At 58.0% G+C, this 25,068-nt stretch carries 27 protein-coding genes; 20 read left to right on the plus strand and 7 right to left on the minus strand.

Annotation, left to right across the window (positions count from 1 at the left end):
• Positions 1-14: 14 nt before the first annotated feature.
• The 3 genes from ASPU41_RS18095 (at position 15) to ASPU41_RS18110 (ending at position 4,159) form a co-directional block, all read left to right on the plus strand.
• Entirely contained in the window at positions 15-398 is a 384-nt protein-coding gene (locus ASPU41_RS18095) for a hypothetical protein (protein WP_069952086.1), read from the plus strand.
• 290 nt (positions 399-688) lie between these two features.
• Positions 689-3,661, plus strand: coding sequence for a phage tail tape measure protein (locus ASPU41_RS18105; RefSeq protein ID WP_069952088.1), 2,973 nt, complete (start codon positions 689-691; stop codon positions 3,659-3,661).
• Positions 3,662-3,700: 39 nt separating this feature from the next.
• Positions 3,701-4,159, plus strand: a complete 459-nt coding sequence (locus tag ASPU41_RS18110) for a hypothetical protein (protein WP_069952089.1) — start codon at positions 3,701-3,703, stop codon at positions 4,157-4,159.
• A 64-nt stretch (positions 4,160-4,223) separates the two neighbouring features.
• Here ASPU41_RS18110 and ASPU41_RS18115 read toward each other — a convergent pair whose 3' ends face one another.
• Together ASPU41_RS18115 and ASPU41_RS18125 are read right to left on the minus strand one after the other, a co-directional pair.
• Positions 4,224-4,466, minus strand: a complete 243-nt coding sequence (locus ASPU41_RS18115; RefSeq protein WP_069952090.1) for a hypothetical protein — start codon at positions 4,464-4,466, stop codon at positions 4,224-4,226.
• 247 nt (positions 4,467-4,713) lie between these two features.
• Positions 4,714-6,102, minus strand: coding sequence for a YifB family Mg chelatase-like AAA ATPase (locus ASPU41_RS18125; RefSeq protein WP_231941111.1), 1,389 nt, complete (start codon positions 6,100-6,102; stop codon positions 4,714-4,716).
• Between ASPU41_RS18125 and ASPU41_RS22790 the strand changes: the two genes are divergently transcribed.
• The 9 genes from ASPU41_RS22790 (at position 6,102) to ASPU41_RS18160 (ending at position 14,683) form a co-directional block, all read left to right on the plus strand.
• Positions 6,102-7,556, plus strand: a complete 1,455-nt coding sequence (locus ASPU41_RS22790; RefSeq protein ID WP_157357047.1) for a recombinase family protein — start codon at positions 6,102-6,104, stop codon at positions 7,554-7,556. The two genes, ASPU41_RS18125 and ASPU41_RS22790, sit on opposite strands and share 1 nt — an antisense overlap.
• A gap of 253 nt (positions 7,557-7,809) precedes the next feature.
• Positions 7,810-7,956 (plus strand): hypothetical protein, encoded by a 147-nt coding sequence (locus ASPU41_RS22795; RefSeq protein ID WP_157357048.1) that lies wholly within the window; start codon positions 7,810-7,812, stop codon positions 7,954-7,956.
• Entirely contained in the window at positions 7,956-8,180 is a 225-nt protein-coding gene (locus tag ASPU41_RS18135) for a hypothetical protein (RefSeq protein ID WP_069952093.1), read from the plus strand. Before ASPU41_RS22795 ends, ASPU41_RS18135 begins: the two co-directional genes overlap by 1 nt.
• Before the next feature lie 123 nt (positions 8,181-8,303).
• A complete protein-coding gene (locus ASPU41_RS18140) occupies positions 8,304-9,701 on the plus strand; it encodes an AAA family ATPase (protein WP_069952094.1) in 1,398 nt (465 codons plus the stop codon).
• Between the two features lie 234 nt (positions 9,702-9,935).
• Positions 9,936-10,064 (plus strand): hypothetical protein, encoded by a 129-nt coding sequence (locus ASPU41_RS23790; protein WP_269450058.1) that lies wholly within the window; start codon positions 9,936-9,938, stop codon positions 10,062-10,064.
• On the plus strand, positions 10,064-10,525 hold the full coding sequence (locus ASPU41_RS18145; RefSeq protein WP_069952095.1) for a hypothetical protein: 462 nt from the start codon (positions 10,064-10,066) through the stop codon (positions 10,523-10,525). The genes ASPU41_RS23790 and ASPU41_RS18145 overlap by 1 nt, the downstream gene beginning before the upstream one ends.
• A 1,245-nt stretch (positions 10,526-11,770) precedes the next feature.
• Positions 11,771-12,985, plus strand: coding sequence for a hypothetical protein (locus ASPU41_RS18150; protein ID WP_157357049.1), 1,215 nt, complete (start codon positions 11,771-11,773; stop codon positions 12,983-12,985).
• A 226-nt stretch (positions 12,986-13,211) separates the two neighbouring features.
• Positions 13,212-14,261 carry a hypothetical protein gene (locus ASPU41_RS22800; protein ID WP_157357050.1) on the plus strand — a complete coding sequence of 350 codons (1,050 nt, stop codon included), beginning with the start codon at positions 13,212-13,214 and terminating at the stop codon, positions 14,259-14,261.
• Positions 14,261-14,683, plus strand: a complete 423-nt coding sequence (locus tag ASPU41_RS18160; RefSeq protein ID WP_069952098.1) for a hypothetical protein — start codon at positions 14,261-14,263, stop codon at positions 14,681-14,683. Before ASPU41_RS22800 ends, ASPU41_RS18160 begins: the two co-directional genes overlap by 1 nt.
• On the opposite strand, the gene ASPU41_RS18165 is transcribed toward ASPU41_RS18160, so the two are convergent.
• On the minus strand, positions 14,670-15,704 hold the full coding sequence (locus ASPU41_RS18165) for an IS30 family transposase (RefSeq protein ID WP_069952410.1): 1,035 nt from the start codon (positions 15,702-15,704) through the stop codon (positions 14,670-14,672). The two genes, ASPU41_RS18160 and ASPU41_RS18165, sit on opposite strands and share 14 nt — an antisense overlap.
• 74 nt (positions 15,705-15,778) lie before the next feature.
• On the opposite strand from ASPU41_RS18165, the gene ASPU41_RS22805 reads away from it, so the two are divergent.
• From ASPU41_RS22805 to ASPU41_RS18195, 8 genes are all read left to right on the plus strand, one after another.
• The gene (locus tag ASPU41_RS22805; protein ID WP_157357051.1) at positions 15,779-16,966 is read left to right on the plus strand and encodes a phage major capsid protein; all 1,188 of its coding nucleotides are present in this window, start codon (positions 15,779-15,781) and stop codon (positions 16,964-16,966) included.
• Positions 16,967-17,001: 35 nt separating this feature from the next.
• Positions 17,002-17,331 (plus strand): hypothetical protein, encoded by a 330-nt coding sequence (locus tag ASPU41_RS18175; protein ID WP_069952100.1) that lies wholly within the window; start codon positions 17,002-17,004, stop codon positions 17,329-17,331.
• Positions 17,328-17,732, plus strand: a complete 405-nt coding sequence (locus tag ASPU41_RS22810) for a hypothetical protein (protein WP_157357052.1) — start codon at positions 17,328-17,330, stop codon at positions 17,730-17,732. Before ASPU41_RS18175 ends, ASPU41_RS22810 begins: the two co-directional genes overlap by 4 nt.
• A 3-nt stretch (positions 17,733-17,735) precedes the next feature.
• A complete protein-coding gene (locus ASPU41_RS22815; protein WP_157357053.1) occupies positions 17,736-18,140 on the plus strand; it encodes a hypothetical protein in 405 nt (134 codons plus the stop codon).
• A 505-nt stretch (positions 18,141-18,645) separates the two neighbouring features.
• Positions 18,646-20,412: a hypothetical protein gene (locus ASPU41_RS18180; protein WP_157357054.1), complete on the plus strand. Its 1,767-nt coding sequence runs from the start codon at positions 18,646-18,648 to the stop codon at positions 20,410-20,412.
• Positions 20,412-21,167: a hypothetical protein gene (locus ASPU41_RS23525; RefSeq protein WP_069952102.1), complete on the plus strand. Its 756-nt coding sequence runs from the start codon at positions 20,412-20,414 to the stop codon at positions 21,165-21,167. Before ASPU41_RS18180 ends, ASPU41_RS23525 begins: the two co-directional genes overlap by 1 nt.
• The gene (locus tag ASPU41_RS18190) at positions 21,167-22,321 is read left to right on the plus strand and encodes a hypothetical protein (RefSeq protein ID WP_069952103.1); all 1,155 of its coding nucleotides are present in this window, start codon (positions 21,167-21,169) and stop codon (positions 22,319-22,321) included. The genes ASPU41_RS23525 and ASPU41_RS18190 overlap by 1 nt, the downstream gene beginning before the upstream one ends.
• Positions 22,322-22,336: 15 nt before the next feature.
• Positions 22,337-22,861, plus strand: a complete 525-nt coding sequence (locus ASPU41_RS18195; protein ID WP_157357057.1) for a hypothetical protein — start codon at positions 22,337-22,339, stop codon at positions 22,859-22,861.
• A gap of 201 nt (positions 22,862-23,062) precedes the next feature.
• Here the strand turns inward: ASPU41_RS18195 and ASPU41_RS23795 are convergent, their stop codons facing one another.
• The 4 genes from ASPU41_RS23795 to ASPU41_RS18210 all read right to left on the minus strand — a co-directional run bounded on the left by ASPU41_RS23795 (position 23,063) and on the right by ASPU41_RS18210 (position 25,068).
• Positions 23,063-23,194 (minus strand): hypothetical protein, encoded by a 132-nt coding sequence (locus tag ASPU41_RS23795; protein ID WP_269450059.1) that lies wholly within the window; start codon positions 23,192-23,194, stop codon positions 23,063-23,065.
• Positions 23,195-23,551, minus strand: a complete 357-nt coding sequence (locus tag ASPU41_RS18200; RefSeq protein ID WP_069952105.1) for a YraN family protein — start codon at positions 23,549-23,551, stop codon at positions 23,195-23,197.
• 419 nt (positions 23,552-23,970) lie between these two features.
• Positions 23,971-24,297: a DUF2469 domain-containing protein gene (locus ASPU41_RS18205; protein ID WP_069952106.1), complete on the minus strand. Its 327-nt coding sequence runs from the start codon at positions 24,295-24,297 to the stop codon at positions 23,971-23,973.
• Between the two features lie 99 nt (positions 24,298-24,396).
• Positions 24,397-25,068, minus strand: a complete 672-nt coding sequence (locus ASPU41_RS18210) for a ribonuclease HII (RefSeq protein ID WP_069952107.1) — start codon at positions 25,066-25,068, stop codon at positions 24,397-24,399.

Consider the following 25,068-nt stretch of genomic DNA (forward strand, 5'->3'; position numbering starts at 1 on the left):
TGAGGAGGCACCACATGGCAGCTGACAAGCCTGCCGCACCTCGTGAGCTGGCACCGCGTGGGCGGAAGTTCTGGCGGCTCACGGTCGAAGTGCATGAACTGGAGCCGGAGGAACTCGAGCTGCTGCGCGAGGCGTGCCGGACGCTGGACAACCTGGACGCCTTGGGGCGTGCCATCCGCGTTGACGGGTCCATGGTCAAGGGCTCGGAAGGTCAGAGCCGCATTCACCCCGCGTTCGCTGAGATGCGCGGCGCGCAGGTGGTCTTGGGCCGGCTGCTGAAGCAGCTGGCGTTCCCGGAACCGGAGGCGGAACAGTCCGAGGCGTCCAAGCGTGCCCAGAAGGCCGCACAGGAGCGCTGGCGGATGGAAGCGGAACGGAAGGTCGGCCGCCATGCGTAGGCGGGACCAGGCAGCGGCCACGCACAACGGGCTCTTGGCGGTCCCGGCCTACCTCCTGCCGATCACGGCCAGGGAACGGCGGCTCACAGCTCTCGGCGGGGAACCGGTGCCGGCGGATGAGGTCCCCAGGGGCGCGGATTTGCTGGCGGCGTGGTTGGAAGATCATGGCTGCGAGCGCAAGGACTACACAACACGAAACGCCGCCATTCGGGCGGGGTCGAAGCTAAAATTATTGGAGCGGCAGGCATCCCACAGTGCACCGTCTCCACGTTTGAGGAAGAGGTAGTGGGATGTCGAACGACCATGTGATTGATGTCAAGGCCCGGGCGGACTTCACTGCGCTGTCCAAGGGCCTCGCGGACGCTGAGCGGGACCTGGGCAAAGCGAAGGAGGGTTTCTCGAAGTACGGGTCCGAGGCTGACAAGGCCACGAAGCAGACCCAGGGCTTTGTGGAGAAGAACCGCGGCCACATGGAGACCGTCGGGCGGGACTCTGCCATCATGGGTGGCGCCATCCTCGCCGGCATTGCCGTGGCCGTCCACGCCTACTCTGAGTTTTCCGGCCGCATGGCCCAGGTGCAGTCCCTCTCAGGCGCCACGGCTGCCGAAATGGACGTCCTCACCAACTCGGCCCTCACCATGGGCACCGCGTTCGGGTTGTCAGCGAATGACGTCGCCGACGCGGAGATTGAGCTTGTGAAGGCCGGCGTCTCCGTGAAGGAGATGATCGGCGGGGCACTGCCTGGCGCTTTGGCGCTGGCCGCCGCCGGCCAGATCGACGTCGGCAAAGCCACGGAAATCGCGACGATCGCGCTGACCCAGTTCAACCTCAAGGGCAAGGACGTCCCGCACGTCGCTGACCTCCTCGCTGCCGGGGCCGACAAAGCCCTGGGCGGCGTCTCCGAACTCGGTGAGGGCCTGAAGCAGGGCGGCCTGATCGCTTCCCAGTTCGGCCTCAGCATCGACGACACCGTTGGCACCTTGTCAGCCTTCGCCAACGCGGGCCTGCTCGGCTCCGACGCCGGCACCTCCATGAAGACCATGTTCCTGGCCCTCGCGTCCCCGTCGAAGGCAGCGCAGGCCGCACTGGATCAGTACAACATCACGGCGTACGACTCCAAGGGCGCGTTCATTGGTGTTGAGGCGCTCGCCGGGCAGTTGAAGGACAAGCTTGGCGGCCTGTCGGATGCGCAGCGCAACGCTGCCCTGTCCACGATCTTCGGGACCGACGCCATGCGGTCCGCGTCAGTCCTGGTGAAGGAGGGGTCGGCCGGGATCCGGAAGTGGATCGATGACGTCAATGACCAGGGGTTCGCCGCGCAGCAGGCCGCCGGGAAAATGGATTCACTCAACGGCGACTTCAAAAAGCTGAAGGCGTCCGTTGAGACCGGGCTTATCCAGATGGGTGCCGCAGCGGATGGCGCCCTTCGCCCCGTGGTCCAGGCACTGACGGGTGCGATCACTGCTTTCAACGGACTCGACGACAGCACAAAGTCCACGATCCTCACGGTGGCCGGGCTCGCCGGTTCCACCCTGCTGCTCGGCGGCATCCTTCTGAGCACGATTCCGAAGATCGCCGAAACGGCAAAGGCCATCCAGGCACTCCGTGCCGCGTCGCCCGCCGCGTCGGCTACCATCACGGCGCTGGGGAAGGCTGCGCTGCCGGCCGCTGCCGCGCTCACGGCCCTCCTGATCATGGACCGCATCGGTGACTCGATGAAGCCAGCGACGAAGTCCGTTGAAGAGGCAGTGCAGTCTTTCGTCAAGCTCGGCAAGGAAGGGAAGTCCGCCGGAGATATCTTCGGTAAGGACTTCTTCGGGTCCTCGAACGGTGCAGCACTCTCGGGTGAAATCCGTGGCGTGGGCGATGCGCTGAAGGAGGTCAACAACCTGGACCTCGGCGACAACCTGAACGACATGGTCTTCGGGATCACTTCGGCGTTCGGCATGCCGGTCAGCTCTCAGATCAACGAGACCCGCGCGTCCCTCGGGAAAATGGACGACGCGCTGCAGTCCCTGTCGACGTCGGGGTCCTTTGATCTGGCGGCGAAGGGCTTCAAGCAGATCACGGAGGAGGGCCTGAAACAGGGCATCGCTGTGGAGACGACGGCCAAGTCCTTCCCGCAGTACATGGATTCGCTGCGGAAGCTCTCGAACGACCTGAAGGTCCCGCTGAACGACCAGGAACTCCTGAACTGGGCCCTTGGTGAGGTCCCGCAGAAAATGAAGGACGCGCAGACTTCCACGGAGGGCCAAGCCAAAGCAGCGGAGGTCGCGGCCAAGGCCACCGAGGCGCAGCAGAAAGCCCTCGACGAGCTCGGCATCGCAGCTGACGGGGCGATCCTGCACCTGGACAAGCTTGTGCAGTCCATGCAGGCGTCCGGGCTCATCAGCATCTCTGCGGATCAGGCAGCGATCAACTACCAGAAGTCGCTCGAGGAAGTCGACGCGATGGTCTTCAAGAACGGCCAGACCCTCGACATCCACACCAAAGCCGGCAAAGAAAACATGGAGTCCTGGCTGGGGCAGGCCAGCGCCGCGAACAACGCCACCCTGGCGAACGCGAAGAACGGCATGTCCTCGGAGGAACTGCAGGTCAATCTGACCGACCAGTACTACAAGCTGCGGGACAACGCACTCGCCTTCGGGGCGGGCGCCACAGAGGCCGACAATATGGCACGCAAGGCTCTTGGCATCCCCAAGGACGTCAAGATCGAAACCGCGATCCAGAACTACGCCGACACCATGGCGAAGGCTCACGCGATCAAGCAGGCCGTCGACGGCATCACCTCGGTCAAGACGATTTTCTTCCAGACCGACGCGTCCGGGTTTTACGACCCCAGCGCCGGCACGGACGGTAAGGGCGCCGGGTCCGGTGGGATGTCCAAGGGGCCGAGAGCGTACGCGAAGGGCGGCGCCATTGACGACGCACCGGGGCCCAAGGGCGTGGATTCCCAGCTGATCTACGCGGCCAAAGGCGAACACATGCTGGACACCTCCGACGTGGACGCGCTCGGCGGCCAGTCCGGCGTCTATGCCATGCGCAGGGCACTCCACAACGGCGGTGTGCGGCCCACCTACGCAGCGGCCCCACCAGCTGCTCCGGTAGCCATGGGCGGATTCGGCGGCGGCGGCGGCTCGCCGGAAGTCCGGGTCTACATCGGCAACGAACAGATTGACGCCCGGATCGAGTACGTCTCGGAAGGCGTCACCACCAGGGCACTCAACGGCGTCTCCCGCCAGGTCGGAGGTATGCGACGATGACCGCCATGACAACTCCGGAGCGTGGCCTAGGATTTGACCATGGATAACCTGCACCCAGACGACCAGCCCCCGGCAACGTGGCGGCGAGACGTCTCCGAGGGCGAAACAGAACAAGCCGTCCACGTAGCGTTTACAGACCCGGCCTTCGAACTCGGCGTCCTGTTCTGCAGCCTGTTGAAAGACCCGGACGTCACGGCATTCGAGCTCAGCCAGCTGGTCACGCCGGAGTCCCTGCCCCAATGGGGGGACTTCAGCGGCGCCATTGAATGGTTCCGCGGAATTGACGATGTAGGGTACGGCAGCAACGTTGACCGCGCCCTGGGAGACGACGCCGTGGCCTACTTCAAGGTCTTTTCGGGGACGACGTCCAGCTACCAGGTCACTGACCTGCAGATCATGAGCGGCCCCGGCGTCCTCACCTTGGTGAACCGTGAAGGCGCCGGCTGGCGCGTCCATGGCGTCGGCTCCCACATCCACCCCGAACAGATACCGCACTAGGCCCCTTCCGGACACAGAGAACCCCGCCAGTCAACGCGACTGACGGGGTTTCTTTGCTTTGCGGCTATGAGGCAGCGCTGAGTGTTCCCAGCACGCTGAGGAGGTCAGAGGCCAGTTCCCGCGCGGCGTCAACGCTCATGCCTTCGGAGTCCCCCACGTAGACCAGGACGCCCTCCTCCGGGCTCCACGTCGTCTCGACGGTGCCCGCGCCCGGGCCCTTGTGCAGGTCCCCGCTGAGCTCAACCTCGCCTGCAGTAGTAGCGAGTGAGTTGAAGCCGGCCGGCGCGGCGATGGTGGTTGTGCTCATGAGATAAATCCCCCTGGTTGATGTTGGTATGAGATTAGCGGATTACGGTGACGCTATCGGGATGCCATTCCTGCCGTGAGCCGTCCGGCATCGTCACCCAGATTCCATGCCGGGTAACGCGCCAGACCTTTACAACCGGCCCGTCGACGTTCCCGAACATGCCAGTGAACTGCACAGTTCGGCCCGCGAACTTCGCTTTGAGCTCCTGCAGGTCCACGCGGCCCTACCCCCTAAATCCTCACGTCTGCTAATTACGTGTACAGCGTAAACGCAGCACCCGGTCGTAGCCGCGGGCCGTGAGCACGCCGCGTTCCATGGCATGGTCCAGGATTCGCGTGGTGGGGGCGCCGAGGCGTAAGGCACCCCGGAGCACGCGCCCCGGGACCTGGGCGTTGGTCTCCATTCCGAACGGCAGCAGTCTCGCCAGCTGGCACTCCCGCGCAACCTGGACACGGGCGGCGATGGTGGCCGTGTCCTCCTCGGCTCCCGGCTGGCCAAAGTCGGCCAGAGACACCCGCTCCAGCTGCAGCTGGATGTCGACCCTGTCCAGCAGCGGGCCGGACAGTCGGGCCAGGTACCGCCGGCGCATGGTGGGGGTGCAGATGCAGTCGATGCCCTTGCCCGTTGCCTTGCCACAGGGGCACGGGTTGGCCGCAAGAACCAGCTGGAAGCGGGCAGGGTAAGCCGCTGTTCCTGCCGAACGGTGAAGCACGAGCTCGCCACTTTCCAGCGGCTGCCGCAGGGCATCCAGCACCCGGCGTTCGTATTCAGGGGCCTCGTCGAGGAACAGCACGCCGCGGTGGGCCCGGGAGGCGGCCCCGGGTCTTGGCAGCCCGGAGCCGCCACCGATGATTGCCGCCGAGGTGGCGGTGTGGTGGGGGTTCTCGTATGGCGGCCTCCGCACGAGCTGAAGGGAGGCTGAGGTCAGTGCACAGAGTGAATGAATGGCGGTCACTGCCATGGCTTCGGCGTCCCCGAGGTCCGGCAGGAGCCCGGGAAGCCGTTCAGCGAGCATCGTTTTGCCCGCGCCCGGCGGACCAGTCAGCAGCAGATGGTGGGCGCCGGCAGCGGCGACTTCCAGAGCCCTCCGGGCGTCACCCTGCCCGGAGACGTCGCACATATCCGGCGGCGTGAAGGAAGACGCGTCAGCCCCGCCGTCAGATTCGCCGGGCTCAGGCACAGGTTCAAAGCCGAGGGCGAGCTCCTGCGGATCGGCGCCGAAATCGAAGGCCAGGCGGGCCAGCGTGGCGTAGCCCTGCACCCGGGCACCCGGCACGAGTTCCGCCTCGGCGGCGTTTGCCTGCGCCACGACTACGTCGGTGTAGCCAGCGCGCACCGCGGCCATGACGGCGGGAAGGACCCCGCGGACCGGCCGCAGCCTGCCGTCCAGTCCCAGTTCCGCGATGAACACCGTGCGGCCGGTGGTCCGGACGTCGTTGGCGGCCAGCAGGGCCGCCATGGCGATGGCCAGGTCGAAGCCGGAGCCCCGCTTGGGCAACGATGCGGGGATGAGGTTGGCCGTGATTTTCCGGCGGCTCAGTGGGATGCCGGAGTTCTGGGCAGCCGAGCGGATCCGTTCCTTGGCCTCGTTCAGCGAAGCGTCCGGCAGGCCCTTCTCTATGTGATGATTGGGCAATGACCAAGACAGCAGCCCTCTACATCCGGCAGTCACAGACGCACGATGACACTATCTCTCCGGAGCTACAGGATAAGAACGTACGACGATTCATTAAGGCACAAGGCTGGATTGCCGGGAAAGTCTACTCAGACATAGATATCTCAGGCCGGAAGATGGACAACAGGCCGGGACTGCTGGCGCTGGTGGAGGCCTATAAAGCCAAAGAGTTTGATGTTGCCGTAGCTGATGATTACAGCCGGTTCTCTCGTGACATGACAGATGGCTCTTCCATCATCGGCAACATGCAGCTTGCCACTGCTTCTGAAGGTGTCCCTGATCCTGAGGACGACTTTCCGCCGCTGCTGTATATGCTCCTTGCTCACAAGTACTCACGCGATATGGGCAAGCGCTGGAGGAACGCGCTGATGCACCGCCTAGCCAAGGGTCTTCCGCCGTCAGGCAAGCAGCAGTTCGGCTATGACAAGATCAACGGCTCCTACGTGCAGAACGCTGATGCTGCAATCCTGAAGGAAGCCTATGACCGCTACACAGCAGGGGAAGGCGTACGGAGCATCTGTACTGACTTCTCCGCTCGTGGCCTTGCTGCTCCGGGCCCGCGTGGTTGGTACTCCGGAGGCATGTTCGATCTTCTGGACAAGGTTTTCTACGCAGGCAAGATTGCTTGGAGTCCGAAGAAGGGCGAAGAGCCGCTAGTAGTGGAAGGCGCACATGAGGCCATCCTGTCTCCGGGTGAATGGGCTGCATACCGGAAAGCTCGCGAAGACCGCAAGGCCAACCTCAGGCCGAAGAATCCCAAGTGGATGCTCTCAGGGCTGGTGGAGTGTGGGCTTTGTGGCGGGAAGATGCTCAGCCATTCCGATGCAAAGGGCAAGAGACATCTGATGTGCGGCACCTACAACGCACATGGCAAGGATGCCTGTAAGGGTCTCTTCCGGAAGCAGTCAGTAGTAGCCATGAAGGTCTGGCTCTGGCTTGGCTCACACCTTGAGGAATGGGCATCCATCTCCCCTACTGACGAGGAAGCGCAAAAGGCCGCTGAGAAGGCTCTGACGGATGCTCAGGCTGCTTTGGAAGAGGCCAAGGTAGAGCGGGATGAATTCATTGAATGGGCATTCGAGAACCGGAAGACGCTCAGCATTGATCCTGCCAAGGCTCAGGCAAGGGAAGATGCCGTAAAGGACGCTGAGGAAGCTGTAGAGAGCGCACAGGCCGCGCTAGCTACGTTTGTACCGGCATCGGATGTGCATGAGCGGATATCGGAGGGTGCGCTTCTTATGGGCTTCTCGGAAGACCCTGAAGAAGAGCCGAGTGAAGAAGCCACAGCCCGATTCAGGGAAGCGCTGAGCAAGGTAATAGAGCGGGTCGTAGTCCTGCCTTCCACCGCTGCAAGCCCTAGAGACCCCAACCGCGACCACTATTCGGAGATTCGGATTGAGACCCGTACGCTGTAGGGGTACGGGCAGGATTTGCCTCTAGCTCTACAGGTCCCCGTCTACCTTCACTGGTAGGCGGAAATCAGGATGTTTCCCAAAATGAGGCTCTGTCAACTTCGGTTGGTGGGGCCTCATTTTTTGTCCGGAACGGTGTTGACAGGACCGATGGAAAGTACTAGACTACGCACCCTCTGAAAATCTATGGTAGAATAGATAGTATCAAGGCAGTTAAGTCAAGCCCTACGGGGCAACTTTTTATTTAAGGAAGAACATGCACACCAACGGCAACTATGAGCGCACCGAGCTTGTCCGAGCTAAGACCTCCCTGACCTTCGCCAAGAAGCGTCTGAAGCAGGCACAGCAGGACGTACGCGACCAAGAACAGAAGATCACCGAACTACAGAAAGAAGAGAACTAATGACAGCAGCAGAAGCCCTAGAAGCCCTTGGAGTCGATCTAGAAAACGAAACACCGGCAGATGCCCTTGGGAAGCTTGCTATCGCGCTGGTGACCCTACAGAAGGCCGGAGAACGGGCAGAGGGACGGGCCGCTTGGGAAGCAGATATGGACCGAATGAATAAGCGCCACGAAGCAAACAATATGAAGAGCTACTACACCGGAGAGAACAACTTGCAGAAATAGGAAAAGCCCCTGCTACTAACAGAGGCTGATCCCAGAGTATTACAAATAGAATAAATCGACCCAACCATTCTATCACGAAATGAACAGGGTCATGTCATCCATACACTGAAAGAGTATCACAGAATGAGCATTGAAATCGATCCATGGGGCGGGTTCCCCGCTATCAACACAGAAGTTCCAACCACACTAGAGGGCTACCAAGCCGAAGTACTGGCAGGTAAGACCTACATCACCGCCGAAATGTTCGCAGCAGTGGGCTACACGGTCGAGTACATCGAAACCGGCTCATGGCTGGGAGACCAACTGAAAGCCGCAGAGCTAGCCGAGCATGGCCTTCCCTGCTACCTCAAGCTAGACGATGCATGGGAGTACTCCCTTAAGACTCCTCAGGAGCTAGAGGCAGCAATAGCCGAGCTATCCACAGAGAACCTAGAGTCAGCAGCCAAAGAGCAGTACTGGAATAAATTCCCTAACCGCCTCAAGGGTGTTGACGAAATGCTCAAGACCCCTGAAATCGAATGGTTGGTTCAGGACAAGGTTCACAGCACCGGACTCTTCCAGCTTTATGGCGCTTCCTACGCCGGTAAGACCCTGATCACCATTGACCTTGTAATGAGCTGGTGCGCTGGTCTGGACAACTGGCAGGGCTACCACCTGAACAACGGTGGGGAGCCTCAGGAGGCCCTGTACATAGCCGCTGAAGGCGGAGCTGCTGTATCCGTACACGTTGACGCTTGGATCAAGTACCACCGTGTGGACAAGGCGCGTCTTGCAGGCCTGAAGTTCCTCGATGGTGGAGACGGTGACCACGTGTTCCTGTCTGTCGGCAAGAAGGCCGAAGCTGTCCCTGAAAATGATTCATGGGACCGCCTCTTCAAAGAGGTAGTTGAAGCGGGTATCAACCCATCCCTAGTGGTATTCGATACACAGATTGATATTGCTCCCGGTGTCGATGAGAACTCCAATACCGACATGGTTGGGATTCTCCGAGAAATCAAACGTAAGGCTGACTCTGCCGGATTCATGGCTATGGTCATTCACCACACCGGACACGATGGATCAAGAGAGCGTGGCGCTTCCGGCATGAAGGGCAAGTGTGACGCTCAGGCAAGGCTAGAGGTTATCGGTAAAGACACCGGACAGGCCAAACTCACTTGGACAAAGGTAAAGGGCCGTGAATGCCCAAAGGACATTATCAGCTACCACATTCAGGGAAGTAGGCTATTGCCCGACCTTGATTCGGAAGGTGCTGTATGTGTCCCAATTTCCAACCTTGATGCAAGCAAGACTTACACAACCTCCGAACACCAGCTAGCAAAGCAGATGACTAATGCTCTAAGCATCAAGGGCAAGCTATCCGCAGTAAAGCTTTCGGAGGAAATCGGTGTAGGCCGTAATACCGTGAAGTTCAAAGAAATGATTGATGCGCTCCTGACAAGCAAGCAGATCACCATAACCGGTAAAGGCCCAACATTGGCTTATGAGCTTGCTCCGAACTTCCACGATGACACTTTGTCCTGAATCTACCTGTCAGACAGATAGCCCTAATTAAGACCCCAATCGTACAGATAGATTCGTACAGGTAGCTGACAGATAGAGGTACCAATACCTCTACAGCCCTTTATATACAACAATCTACCTGTCAGACAGATAGCTTACAGATACTAATTTGTCTACCTGTCTACCTGTCACCCCCTTTAGGGGGGACAGGTAGGAGACCGTACAGATAGCACCAAACAATAGATAGGAAACACCATGGAACACATTGAACTAGACCCAACCAAGAACTACCTGAACGAAGAGCCATTCTTCATTGCAGACAAGGACGGGAACGCACACATCCTCCGCCCAGCAGACTTCGACCCACTGAAGGAAACAAACTAATGACAAGACTAGCACGATCAATAGAGACATTGGAAGCGCATCTAGAGAGGCTGAACACTCAACGTGAAAAGGCAGAGCAGAAGCGGGACCTAGCCAATACGGTTATCGATGGACTCAACACCGAAATAACCAATTACCAGACCGAGCTGGATGAGCAGCAGGCAATCCAGCAGGCTAAGGCCGACGCTGAACAGGCCGTAGTCGAAAGGGCATTAGCGCGTGAAGAGAGAGCCCAGGCTGAGGCTAAGGTCGCAAAGGCCAAGGCTAGGGCTGAGGCTAAGGCAGCAGCGGAACCTAAGCGCGTGTTTAGTGACGAACATAGAGCCAAGCTCAGCGCGGCAAAGAGGGGTGGACTAAACCCTACGGCGCATAATCGATTTCACGTAAGCACCGGCACGGTTGACTATTCATGCACGCACTGCATGTTTGAACAAGGGCAGAAGAGGGTAAGCAATGTGTAAGGAATGCCGAGAAGACCTAGGACTAGTCAAGCGCGAATGCGCAGACTGCGAAGCAATGGAAGGAGGGAACTAAATGTCAGATGCAGATTACACTAAAGCGATTCAGGATATCCGCCAAGCGATAGCGGATATAAGAGCTGATTTACGCAGGATTGAGAGCACGATGGTATTGCAAGAGGATCACCGTTTATATCATCACCTACCGTTTATGCGGAATAAGTAGGATATAATTGAAGTATCCATATAAATTGGGTATTAGTTTGACAGCCGGAAAGACGGCGGTATCTGACAGTTCCGAAATAGACGAACTGGACGGATATGTAGGCCCCGCTAGCCAGCGGTAATAAGTAGGCAACCAACAGCCCTTGCCCCCCAGCAAGGGCATTGGTGTTTAGCACAGGATGTGCAACCGGATGCTGACCGGAGAAACAGGCAAAATGACGCAGCGATATTGAATTAGATAGGCGCGTCATCATGCCCGAAACAACAGCAACACTATGCGTTCACTGCTCCGCATCAATAGAGCAGATAGGTATGGGCTGGTACCACAGGCCCACCGCCGGTACATACAAGAAGGCCTGCCCTGTTTGGGGATACGTGGCTACTCCAGCTAAGGCCGGTGCCTAATGCCCAGCGGATACAGCACCAAGCGCAGCAACAGGGCACGAGCGATAGTCAAGGCCCAGCTACCCGCACCATGCTTCAGATGTGGTGGCATCGTGACAGCAGAGATGAACTGGCACGCGGACCACACCACACCTCGCGCATTCGCTGAGGCCGCAGGTATGACCGAGGCACAGACTGACGCGGCCCACTCGTTGGCACCAAGCCACGCGTCTTGCAACATGAAGGCGAACAAGAGACCGAGCCAAACCAAAGCGCAACGAGTAGAGAAGCGCATCCCGAAAGTTCAGCGTCCAACTTTTGAAAATTTGAAAGTCGATGACGTTTTTTCTGACGAGCACCAATACCCCGTTCCTTGCCCCACAAAAACCCTCTCCGATGCGGCGGAGGAGGCACAGGATGATGTCTAAGACATTTGGAGCCGTACCCCGGTACATTTCCTCATACCCAGAAAACACGAGCCTTACAGAGGCGCACAACGGCGCAAGCATTTTGCGTTTGCCGCTATTCCCTCAGGGTGAATTGGTGGCCTCCGTCCTTGAAGCAACGAGGGAAGACGGGAAGCCGCTTTATCCCCGCGTAGTTATCCAGCTCCCCCGCCGTTCCACTAAGACAACTTCCGTGCAAGCCGTACTTCTCGGACGCTGCTTCTCTCGTGGCGGATACAAGGTAGTTGCTACCGCTCAGAGCCAAGCAATTGCACGCCGCATCTTCCTTGAAATGGCCAACTCCTTGAAGGCCGCATATCCGGATGAGGAATTCCGTCCTTTCCAAATCCGCATCGGTAACGGGCAGGAGTCCATCCAATGGGACAACGGTTCTATGTGGTGGATTGTGGCCCCTAGAGCCAGCTCCTACCGTTCCCAGTCCGCCGACGTTCTCCTGTTCGATGAAGCTGGAGAGTACTCCGCAGAGCAGACGGAAGACCTGATAGAGGGTGCCCTGCCGTTGGGCGATACAAGGCCTCACTTCCAAGTCATTGTGTCCGGTACTCCTCCTAAGACTCGTGAGGGGATGCTCTGGAAGTTCCTTGTAGAGGCACGAGCTGGCAAGCGCCGTTACGGCATCGTGGACTTCTCGATGTCTCCGGAGGATGACCCAACCTCTGAGGCTACGTGGTACCGAGTGCATGCCGGTCTTGCTTGTGGCCTCACTGATATTGAAGTCATCCGGGAACGCTTCGAGGGAATGTCTCTCCAGTCCTTCATGAGGGAATACCTCTGTGCTGATCCGTCCGCTTCCAACCTCCGTGCCATCGATGCTGAGGACTGGAGCGCCACTCAAGTTGCTGAGCTGCTGGCTCTGCCCGGGTCTGGCTTCTCAGCAGCTTTTGATGTGGCTCCTGATGGGTCTTCCGCAGCGCTGGCAATCGCTTGGTACAACGAGCAGGGCACGCCGTGTGTGCAGCTCCTAGCGCACAAGGCCGGTTACTCATGGCTCCCTGTTGAGCTGGCTAAGTTGCTCAAGCTCCATAGGGGCCTGCCGGTTATCTATGACCGCATCGGTAACAACCTTGCCGTTGTTCAGGAGATGCAAAAGAAGCGCGGTATCTCCCTTACCGGGATGGAATCCATCGGTGCTGCTCAGGTGTCCGCTGGAGTGACAATCCTTATGGCTGCTCTTTCCGATAGGAACCTGATTCATGCCAAGGACGCAAGCCTTGATAATGCCGTTGAAGGTGCCAACTTCCGCTATGTAAACGATGCCCGCCTATTCGGTAGGCGTAGTAGTACGGAGGATGTCTCCCCGTTGGTGGCAATTTCCAATGCGCTTTACCATGCAGCAGGCCAAAGAACGCGTTCTAATAACCGTCCTAAGAGCCGCATAAATAGGTAGGACTCTGCAAAGCTTGCAAATACTGCTGATATAATGTACGTAGCGGAGAAAGTAATTAGCAGTCTTTCCTCAGAAATTCACCTGATGGCTTCCCGCTCCTAGACGAACGATGCATGACGTATTCACGACGCATCGACTAAAGACGAAATGACATCTCACCCGGTTTCTGCCATGACCCCGGGTGAGGTGTCATTTTCATTTAACACACATTCACAGATGAGGCCCCATGGGATTTTTCAGCAAGCGTTCGGACAAGCTCATGACCGCTGCCCTCAGCGTGCCCGTAACCCCTACTCTTTCGCTGCCCGCAGGCGTTCTCAGTGAGACCCTGCCGCTAGCCGCAGTCATCTTTCCGGACTTGGACCTTACCAACTACCCCGTAACCGTCTCTGAAGCCATGGCTGTACCCGCAGTCAGCAGGGCAATTGCCCTATATTCCACCCTCTCAAGCCGCTTTGTACTCGATTCTGAGGACAATTCAACGCCTTGGCTCTCGACTTCAGCCGGTTATATCACCCCTCAAATGCGTATCGCACGCACGGTTCAAGACCTGATCTTCCATAATTGCTCCCTCTGGCAGGTTGAGCGCGATACATTCGGCACTATTACTGATGCTCAGCACGTAGAGAAAGCCCGCTGGAGCGTTGATTCTCTCGGAGTCCTCAAGGTTGATGACAATCCGCTGACCGCTGCTCAGTTCATTTACTTCGGAGGTCTGCTTCCCGGAGCTGGCTTCCTTGAGAGCGGACGCCACAGCGTCAGGCAGTACACATCAATCTCCGCAACGGTCAACGCACGAGCTAACAACCCTGCTCCGGTAACTGTCGTTGCGGAAACCGTTGATGGCGGTGCTGATCCTGAGGAAGTTACTCAGGCCATGGATGACCTTGAGGCCGCAGGCCGTGCAGGAGTCCGCAACGCTCAGGTATTCCAGCCTTACGGACTTGAATTCAAGGCCTTCGGAGGCCCGGATAACGCTAACGAATTCATGACTTCCGCAAGAAATGCAGTCCGTTTGGACCTTGCAAATCACCTAAACATTAATGCGTCCCTCCTAGAAGGCTCCGCTGATGGGTCTTCTGACTCCTACACAAACACTTTGATGACACAGAACGAACTTCTAGAGCTGTCATTGAAGGGCTACACCGAGCCGATCTGTGACCGTTTGACCGCTGAACTCGGAGTGAAGGTGTCCTTCGACTACTCCACATTCGACACAGCACCTAATGATTCATCCGATAAGGGCGTAGTCCCTGTACCAACCGAGGAAGTCTAATGACTAATTCAATCCGCGTTTACGGTGAACTCCTCGCTAGCGAATCAGACCGCGTCCTTCGTTACCGCCTATTGCCTTTCGGCTCTATCGGGCGAACAAACGTAGGAGCTGTCATCGCTAGCGCTGACTCCGTAGAAATCCCTGAGGATATCTCTCACCTAACTCTCAACACCGAGCACAACCAGATGACCCCGGTTGGCCGCTTTGTTTCTGTTGAGAAGGGTGAAGATGCCCTTTATGCATCCGTCTCAATCTCCAAGTTCAAGCGTGGAGATGAGGCCCTAGCCCTTACCGCTTCCAAGGCCCTTACCGGTATCTCGGTTGAGATCGCAGGAGCGGTAATTCAGGACGGGAAGTTGGTAGGTGGCGAGCTTATCGGCGCGGCACTCTGCAAAACTCCCGGCGGTGTCAACCCGTCTTAGCAACGTCGTCGTTGAGTAGCTTGGTGAATACTTCCCTCGGTGTGAAGTAGCCCAGGACGGCGCGTGGTCTGTCGTTGAGTTCATCGGCGATGGAGTCCAGGAACGGCTGGTGGCTGGGAAGGACTTCGCCTTTGGGCAGGTATTCCCGGATGAGGCCGTTGGTGTTTTCGTTGCTGGGCCGCTCCCACGGTGAGTGCGGGTGGGCGAAGTACACGGGCAGGTCCGTGGCGAGTGTCAGCTGGGCGTGGCGGGCCATTTCGGTGCCCTGGTCCCAGGTCAGGGATCCGCGCATCAGTGCCGGCAGGTCATTGACTTTCTCGATCAGCACATCGGCCAGTCCTGCAGACTTTTTGCCGTCGGGAAGGCCGAGCATGATCAGGAATCTGCTGTTCCGCTCCACCAGCGTGGCCACAGCGGTCCTGCCGGCCTTGCCGACCACGAGATCCCCTTCCCACGCCCCTGGAACCCGCCGGTCCGCGGCCTCTTCCGGGCGGTCATCGATGCTGACCATGCCGATGATCCTCCCGCCTGTCCGCTCACCCAACGGCTTGCGGGTTTTTCGCTTGGTTCGTTTGGACTGCAGCAGGATCCCGGACTTCGCCAGCTCGCCCTTGGGCAGGGCGTAGATCCACCGGTAGATGGCCTCGTGGGAGACGGTCCGGCCTTGCGCGTCAGGAGATTTAACCATGGTCTCAACGCTGGTCTCCGTGGCTTCCAAACGCAAGCGCCCGGCGATCTGCCGCGGCGTCCTGGACCGGAACAGGTCAGCCTTCACCCGTGCCGCGAGGACAGGATCGGTGTCCATCTTCCGGGCCTGCGGACGGCTGCGTTTCCGCTCCGCCCTCACGTCTGCGGTGACAGGGCGGTAGCCACGGGTCTTGGTGGAATTCCGCCGCCGTTCACGCCACACGATCGTGTGGTCCCGGCCGATATCGGACCCGATCTGCCGGTCCGTTTTACCGGCCTGAAGCCCCACCGCGATATCCGCCCGATCCGAAAAAGTCAACGCCCTGCGCGCCACCGGCAACCCCTCTATTCAACGTGTTGTTGCTTCGAGGGTATGACACCGCCCCCGCCTTCCCTGACGCCGTTCTAATGGCTTCCGATTTCGGAAACATAGAGGAAGCGCTAAACACACTTTCGGACGCTGTAGACAGCCTTAAAACGGCTCTCAGCACGGATTCTGAGGCACCCGTCGAAGAGCCAGTTACCGAAGAAACAGCAGTACCCGAAGAAACCCCCGCCGATTCCTCAGACGAGGAAGAAGACCCATTTAAGAAAGGCCTAACCGCCATGGAAACAAACGCAATCCCAACAGCCCTTACCGCTTCCAATGGTGGATCGGCTAAAGTTACATCATTCGAGCAGGGCGTAGCGCTTATCGCTTCCGCTGCTAAGTCGCGCAACCGCGCTCTCATTGAGGCAATCAACGACGCTGGCCTTGCTGGTGAGCAGAACATGTTCGCTGCTCTTGCCAACGTAACCAACGCTGACTCAGTCGGTTCTTCACAGGCCACATGGCTTGGTGAGGCATGGATGCAGAAGGCCTACCAGCGCAAGTATGCTCCGCTCCTAACTTCCGGAACCTTGACCGGTTGGAAGATGGAAGGCTGGAAGTTCGTACAGGGTCCGCTTGTCGATGACTACGCAGGCTTCCCGGCTCAGGTACCTACCCGCACAGTGAGCGTTGAGACCTTCTCCACAGAGGCGCAGCGTCTTGCCGGTGGCAACTCCATCGACCGCAAGTTCAAGGACTTCAACGACACCGAATTCCTTAACGCTTACTACCGCGCACAGATCGAAGAGTACGCCCGCAAGTCCGATCAGAAGGCCCTCCTTCACATCGTGACTAACGCTGCTTCTGTAGTGGCCGGAACTGTCCCAACAGGCGTATCCGCAACCGCTGCTGCAATCGTTGACGGCGCTCTCCAGATCATCTCCGATGACCTAGCTACTCCGTCCGCTGCAATCGTTCCGGTTTCCATGTACCGCGAGCTGCTTCTTTCCCGCAATGACGATTCCCTCCAGTACCTCAGCTCTGCTCTTGGTCTTGAAGGTGGCTCACTTGCCGGATTCAACATCATCCCTTCCGCAGATGTTGCCGCAGTGCACGTTATCTCCAAGCCTTCCGCAGTCTTCTACGAGCTTGCCGGTACTCCGGTACGCGCTGAAGTTGAGACTCCTGTGAATGGCGGATTCGATACCGCAATCTTCGGTTACTACGCATCCGTACAGCTTGACGCGCGCGGCATTGTCCGCGTTGACGCTCCGGTTGTTCCGTAATTACTAAATCTCACCTAAAGAAAGGAGCGTAAGCCATGTGGAATGACCTACTCGATAGCACATTCATTGAAGAATATTGGTCCGAGGCCGCAGAACTTTCAAACCTCGTACTGGAATCCCTGTTCGATGCGGCTCATGAAGTTTGTGTGGCTTACGCTCCTCTTCTTCCGGCTGAAGCACCTGTCCCGGTGAGCTACAAGCTTGCCGAGATTATGCAGGCCCGCCACATCTGGACGCAATTTGCCGGGGGTAATAGGGATGAGATGGGCACAGACGGTTTCACCGTGACTGTTTACCCTCTTGTCTTTGCTGCCCGTGACTTGCTCCGTCCGAAGACCAGCCCTTTAAGGAAGCTAGGCCGATGAGCGATCTAACACTACGCGAGAAGGTAGCTTCTCAGATCAAATCAGATAACCCCGAATTCATTGTCAAGGCCTTTGCTGCCGCAGCTCCCGATAACCTCGGAGCGGGCAAGGTACAGGTAGCCGTATGGCGAGAATCCCTCGCTCCTAATCAGCTATCGCTTGATCATAACCTCACCGTTCAAGTTCTAACTAAAGTCGCTAATACCCTAAAGGGCGAAGAGGCTCTAGATATTGCGTTGGATGGGGTGCTTCTTTCAATCGAGAGAATGCCGGGTGTCCTCTGGACTAATGCAGAGCGAGCGGTATTCGATGAGAAGTATGTCGGATATCAGCTAACTCTTAAAATTGTCTCCCCTAATGTTTACAAAACTCTTGTTCGAGAAGAACAGAAAGCAGTATAAGCCATGAGCAATCCCCTATTCATGAAGTCAGCAACTTTGACTATCGACGGAATTTCGTTCGAAGACCTCGTTTCAAACGTTGTATTCACTCCTACAACTCCTACAACTTCCTTCAAGGGAATTTCCGGAAACGTTGCTACATCAATCGGTTCCACCGAATGGGCCGTTACCTTCGATTACGCGCAGTCCTTTGACACTGCCGGTTCCCTTGCACTGAAGCTCTTCAATGACTCCGGTGAAAAGGTCTCCGTTATCTTCAAACCTGAGGGTGCCGCTGCTGCAACTACCGTTACAGCAACCGTGACGCTCCTACCGGGCACCATGGGAGGCGCTGTTGATGCAGCTTCAACCTCCTCTGTAACCCTGCCTGTTGATGGCAAGCCTGTAATCGTTCCGGCAACTGCCTAAGTCCGATGTTTGAAGCAGATGAGGCCCGCCTTCGCGAGGCACGAAAACTCTTCCGCAAGTTGCCTTCTGAGATCAGGAATGACCTCAGGAAGTATCAGCGTGCGGAGGCGGGTCCTATCTGGAAGCAGGAAGTAGCAGCTAAGGCGGGAGCTACCAAGCTCTCAGCTAAGACCTTCAAGAGCGGTAACACCGTGAAGGCTGGAGCGGTAATCACGCTCAAGGCCGGTGGCTCCAATAAGAAGCTTTCCGGTGGCGCTACCCCGGCTGAGCTAGTCCGTCCTGCCGAGTTCGGTTCCGGACGTAGGGACAACTACACGAAGTACCGCAGACGCTCCCCTAACGGCAAAGTCCACACCGTTACCCGCAGATCCTCTCGCCAGCTTCCTACCCGCAGACGCGGCGGATATGTCATCTACCCGGCTGCTGGACGCTCAATCTCACGTATTACCTCACTGTCTGTTCAGACCGTGACCAAAAGAATTTATCTCTCCATAGGAGGTTAGCCGTGGCTGGACGCCCAATTGAAATCCCGATTACCGTTGATTCTGACGGAGCCGAAAAAGGCGTTAGCAATGTTGCTGATTCTTTTGAGGAGTTGGAAGACAATCTCAAAGACGTAAACAAGGCAAGCGAAAAGGCCGCTAAGGGTATGTCTGACGATATGTCGGACGCTGCCAAGAAAATTGACCGTGACCTCACGCAGTCTTTAAAAGAGGTTGAGGACCAAGCTAAGACCACCGGCAAATCCGTTGGTAAGAACGTCAAGGACGGCGCTGACAAAGCCGGAGAAGGCTTCGAGCAAATGTCCGAAGATGCCAACTCCAACGCACGAGAAGTTGCCGCATCCTTTGACGGTTCCGCAGAGTCTTTGGTTGACGGGTTCCAAGGTGCTGCCGCTGAGATGTTCTCAGGGTTCGGACCTGCCGGGGCCGTTGCCGGTCTGGCCGTTGCTGCCGGTTTGGGTATTGCCATGGCCGCACTTCAGGGTAATGCAGACCTCATCAATGAGAACAAAGAGAAGATGCTTGACCTTGCTCAGACGGTCAGGGACAACGACGGCACTCTCAGCATGGAAGATTACATCCAGTCCATGGAGGACTACGGATACGCAATTCAGGATTCGAAAGAATGGTTCGAATTCTTTCAGGCTGACGCAGTATCCGGATTTGAGAAGATCAGGGACGGCGCTGACAAGGCAGGCGTATCCATAAAGGATGCTTTTCTAGGTCAGTTCGGTTCCGCAGAAGACGCTAAGGACGTTCTCTCTGCTCTTGAAGATGAGTTGAAGGACCTTGAGTCTCAGACCGGCGATACCTCCTCTGCATTCGAGGCGTACGGCGGCGTAGTTGATATGACTGACCCTGCTATCCGTAATCAGATTGAGGGTAACAGGGAGCTATCCGAGACAGTCAAGAATCACATCAAGGAACTTGAAGCTGCCGAGGAAATTGAGCGCATCCGCAGGGAAGCAATTGAGGGGACCACTGAGGCAACCCTTGAAGATATCGATGCACTCCGAGAGCGCAATGACCTCATTCAGGAAGGCGTTACCTCAGAGCTTGACTACATGGATCAGGTTGTAGAAACCAACAAGACCATTGAGGAAAACGGCAAGACTCTCGATATCAATACACAGAAGGGCCGCGATAATCAGCGTGCCCTCATTGATCAGTCGGACGCTGCCCTTGATTGGGCGGAAAGCCAGCTAAAGGCCGGTGCATCTGCCGATGTCGTAGCCGAAAAACTTGGTACCCAGCGTGAAGCCCTGCTTCTCCAGCTTGACACCATGACCGGTAGCCGTGAGGAATCTATAAGACTTGCTGAGTCTTACGGTTTGATCCCTAAGGAAGTCATCACCGAAATCAAGACCAACGGTGGAGCTGAGACTAAGGCTGAAATTGAGGGTATCCCCGCAACCAAGGACACAACAGTATCCGTTGACGATGGCGGTACCACTGCCGCTGTTGAGGCACGCGTACAGGCCGTTAAGGACACCAACGTAAAAGTTGACGTTGACGACGAGTACACCGTAAAGGAAGTACAGAATCGCATTGACGGAATCCGAGGACGCGACGAAGTCAAGATTGATGTTGATGACGTTTACACAGTGTCCGAAGTGCAGAAGCGCATTGACGGAATTGACGGCAGAGACGTTGATATCAGTGTCCGCCTAACCAACCTTCAGGCCGTTAAAAACGAATTGGCATTCCTTACAATGCCGCGCACAGCCTACGTTGACATTGTTCAGCGCAGAGGACAGGAAGCCCCATAATGACTACCCTTACAGCAACTCCGGATATCGCTACAGCTTCCGTCCTGCTATCGATCACTAAGACCGCATCCGTTGCACGTATTGAGCGCACCGATATTAACGGCGTGCATGAGGTCCGTGTGCCCGCCTACACGCTTCCCAGCTACGGAACGGGCATTCTCCACATAACGGATTACGAGGCCGCACACGGTATCAATACGTACCGAGTGTACCACACTGGCTCAACCTCCGTAGCGGTCAGGGCCGCTATCTTGGGCCTGCCGCAGCCATGGGTCTTTGTTGCCACGCTTCCGGAGCTGTCCGTGACCGTTCCGCAGATCACTACCTATCAGTCTTCCCGTAGCTCTTCAACGATCCTTCACAAGGTCATTGACCGTAGGGAGCCTGTTGTGAATATGGGCAAGCTTGGTCTCCGTGAGGGACAGCTTGACATCTGGTGCCCGGACTACCTGAGCACTCGTGAGCTGGATACCGCGATTGATTCCGGTGAGATTCTGATGCTCCGTCAGACGGTTCCGGGACTCGATATGTGGTTCACGGTTTCCGATATCGACGTACAGCCGGTCTCTGAGGAAGGCGCTCTGACTCAGTACCGCTACTCCGTGCGCTTCCAAGAGGTCTCCCGTCCTAGCGGTTCCCTCAAGGGTGCACGCGGCTGGACGTATGAAGAGCTTGCTAACTCCTTTGCTACCTATGACGAGGTCACTGCTGCTTACGCAACTTACGGTGACTTGCTCATCAATAAGGAGTCCTAATGAGTACAGGAGACTTCAAGGCTGAGGCTGAGCAACTGATCAGGGGCAAGGTTGACCACCTGTTCAGGGCCGAGGCAATCCCTGCTTCCGGAAGCCCTTTCGAGCTGGACGTTATCTCTATCGGAATCGGATTCGATGAGGCATGGGTTCCGCACATTCAGGCAGACGTTACGTGCGCTCTTCCTGACGCTGAGAAGCTGGCTCTACTCGATGCCCGCCTAGGGTGCCGCGTGGAAATCACCACCGGTTACCGCTACGGCAAAGACGATGAGGAAAGCCATATGATGGCTAACCTTCACCTTCGCTCCTACCGCATCAACAAGGGCAACTCAGAGATCACCCTGAGCCTTTCATCTGATGAGGACCTTCTACGGGATTCCATTACGTACGGTTCCGAGAGGCCCAACCGGGAAAGCATCAATGCATTTGTCATGGATGTTGTCAAGCTGACCTACTCTGACTACCCGTTCTCCATCTATTCATCCTTTGGGCAGTTCGATTTCGGCGCAGCTCTGGAGGGTGAGCCTGCCACGCTGACAACCGAATCAACAGCGCTTGTGGGTGAGTTCGGGGAAACTGCTTGGTCCCTTCTGGAGGAAGCCCAGCGCCGTACAGGGACTTGGATTTACAGCTTCAACGGGCGTGACTGGATGATTACTACCCGTCCTGAAATCACGTCCGAACCTGTCCACTCCCTGACCGTTGGAGAGAACGGAACGGTTATTGAAAATGAGTCCGTTCTTTCAAGGGACAGCTTCTATAACCAAGTCCTTCTTCGCTACGAATGGACAGACGAGACCATGCTTCCGGCTGATCAGTTCGTAGTAGGACAGGCCCACGTAACCGGAGGCCCGTTCAGTATCAACACAATCGGGCCTATGGCCTACGTGGAGACTATCGAGCGCCGTATGAGCAGGGCTGAGGCTAACGCAGCGGCACGAGACAAGCTCACACGCACGCTGACCAAGGGCTATGAGTTCACGGTGCTGGCTGTAGCTGCCTATTGGCTCCGTGCCGGGGATACGGTCAGCCTCACCAACGGTGACAAGACGGAGAACGTACTTGTCAAGTCAGTCAATTTCGATCCAGCAGAGGGCACTATGTCCCTCACGCTACGCAAGCCAGAACACGCAACAATCACTTCAGAGGCCTAGGCCGGAAAGGCAGTCATGCCAAACACAACTAATTGGGGCATCGAGTACCCAAACGGAACCACCGCACCGAACGTACCCGCAGGCCTTCAGGCTCAGGCTGAGAGTGTAGAAGTTGCGCTGAATGCCATTGCCCTTGCTCCAATGATCATCTGCCAGAAGAGCAATGGTCAGGTACTCGCGTCACCGGCATGGTACAGCGTTAAGTGGGATACCCACGTGCACACTCAGGGCATTACGCACACTCCCGGTGACTCAACGTTCATCGTCTCCGAAGCTGGCATCTATCAGGTCAATACACGCGTTGCCTTCAACGGTCCTAACGTGACTGGATCGATCATGGGCAGCGTCAACGGCATCCACAAATCGGATATATACGACGACGAAATCGGCGGCGCTACCGCATGGCCGAAGCCGCAAATCATCCAGTACGTGAAGCTCAATGCCGGGGATGCCTTGGAAATCGTGGCCTACGCAAATGTCGCCAACACGGAAGTATCGTCACAATCTACTTTCCAGTTGGCAAAGGTTGCCGGATTCTAGGCAAAGTTCGACGGCGGAGCCTAAGCCAGAATCTAACGATTCGGTAAAGGTTTCGCCGTTATGTGGCACTAGCACACCTTGTCAAGAGTGTATAATACATCCGCACACAAAACTCCGAGTCCCCGCCGTTGCGCTTCCCCGTAACGGCGGGGATTTTGTGCGTTTTGGGCGGTAACGAGATTTTTTGACTACTTGCCACATTTAGGCGTGGCTGGCGTCCGGCAGTCCCAGGATGATGAAGGCCGGGAGGGTCTGGCCGATGTCAGCTTCCACTTCGACGATGTAGCCGTTCAGCCCGACGAGGGCCACCGAGTAGGTCCGGCCGAGCGCCACCTAGCCCACCCCCTTGAGGTGTTCCACGGCGGGGCCGCCGGTGCCGTCGTCGAGCACGGCGATCACATCGACCCGGCGCAGCGGGAAGCGAAGTTCATGGTCGCGGCACCACGCGGAGGCCAGCCGGTGCAGCCGGGCCAGTTTGTCGGCGCCGACGGCTTCGAAAGGGTGCCCGTAGGCGAGGGACCGGCGTGTCTTCACTTCGGCGATGACCAGAGTGTCGCCGTCCAGCGCGACGATATCGATTTCACCCTCGGCACACCGCCAGTTGCGGTCCACGATCCGCATGCCCTGGGCTTTGAGGTAACCGGCCGCGAATTCCTCCCCGCGCCGGCCCAGCACGTCTTTAGCTCTCATAAACCCAGCGTGCGCCGCGGTAAGGGGTTGGCACAGCCGTGCAGGACGCTATGTGGGAAACCCTCGGCAAAGACCCGGCCAATCAGTAGCGCGGCGTAACCGGTCAGCAACGCGGAGCGCCCGCAGATTGTCGGCTGTAAGCAACACACCTGGCCATCCGGCAACCCTGAATTCGCGGCCTTGGCCTCGCAGGTCAAGGCCCGGCCGGCTTCCCGGATCAGGTCAACTCAATTTTCATCGAAGTGAGCTACATCCCGGCAGAGGAGGACCGCCCGGAGATGGTCCTTCGCTTTCGGGACATCAGCAATGAGTAGGACTCGGCCGCACTCAGGATGACAACAGTCGGCCTCAGGCAACTGCACGCCAGCATTGGTGAGGTTCCCCGGGAGCTCGAATAGCCGGGCCGGCGGGTCAGCCGGTCAGTTCCCGAGATCCCCGGCCTTGGGGAGGGCGAGTTCCTCGCTGCGCGGGAGCTCCTCGACGTTGACGTCCTTGAAGGTGATGACGCGGACGCTCTTGACGAAGCGCGCGGAGCGGTAGACGTCCCAGACCCAGGCGTCCTGCAGCGTCAGGTCGAAGTAGACCTCGCCGTCGGCGCTGCGGGCCTGCAGGTCAACGTGGTTGGCCAGATAGAAACGCCGTTCGGTCTCGACCACATAGCTGAACAGCCCGACAACGTCCCGGTATTCGCGGTAGAGCTGCAGCTCCATGTCGGTCTCATAGTTTTCAAGGTCCTCGGCACTCATGATTCCATCTTGCACCATCCGGCGGCGCCCGCGCGCCACTGTCCGTCCCGCGGGACCCGCCGGCACCCCGTTGCGCTGCGGGCGGGCACGGTGCCGGCGTCAGTCTGCGAGCAGCTGCCAGCTCACCCGGTGGTAGGGCGTGGGACCGGCGGCGCGGAGCGCGTCCTTGTGCGCTGCCGTGCCGTAGCCCTTGTTTTCGTACCAGCCGAAGGCCGGATACTCGTGGTGCAGTTCGCGCATCATGCCGTCACGTTCCACCTTGGCCAAAATGGATGCCGCGGCAACGCTCAGGCACTGCAGGTCCGCCTTGACGAGCGTATGCACCGGCGCGTCGCAGGCCGGCTCCGCGGGCCCCTCGTCGAACAGGGACGGCTGGGTCGCCGGCGAGAGCCAGTTGTGGCTGCCGTCCAGCAGCACCACGTCCGGGGTCACCCCGGCGGCCAGGACCGCGAACCAGGCCCGGGTGCCGGCGAGCCGGAGCGCGGCGACGATGCCGAGGGCGTCGATCTCATTCGCCGATGCGTGCCCGACGGCCGAAGCCACACTCCAGCGTTTGACCAGCGGCACGAGGCGTTCGCGGTCCGCCACCTTGAGCAGCTTGCTGTCCCGCACATCGGCGAGCAGCTTCTGCTGGTGAAGGTCGATCACGGCGATGCCCACGCTGACGGGCCCGGCGAGGGCGCCGCGGCCCACCTCGTCGATACCGGCGAGGAGCCGGGCGCCCGAGCTGCGGAAGCGGCGCTCGTAGTCGAGGGTGGGGGCTTCTGACAT

The organism is Arthrobacter sp. U41, from assembly GCF_001750145.1.
Classification (GTDB): domain Bacteria; phylum Actinomycetota; class Actinomycetes; order Actinomycetales; family Micrococcaceae; genus Arthrobacter.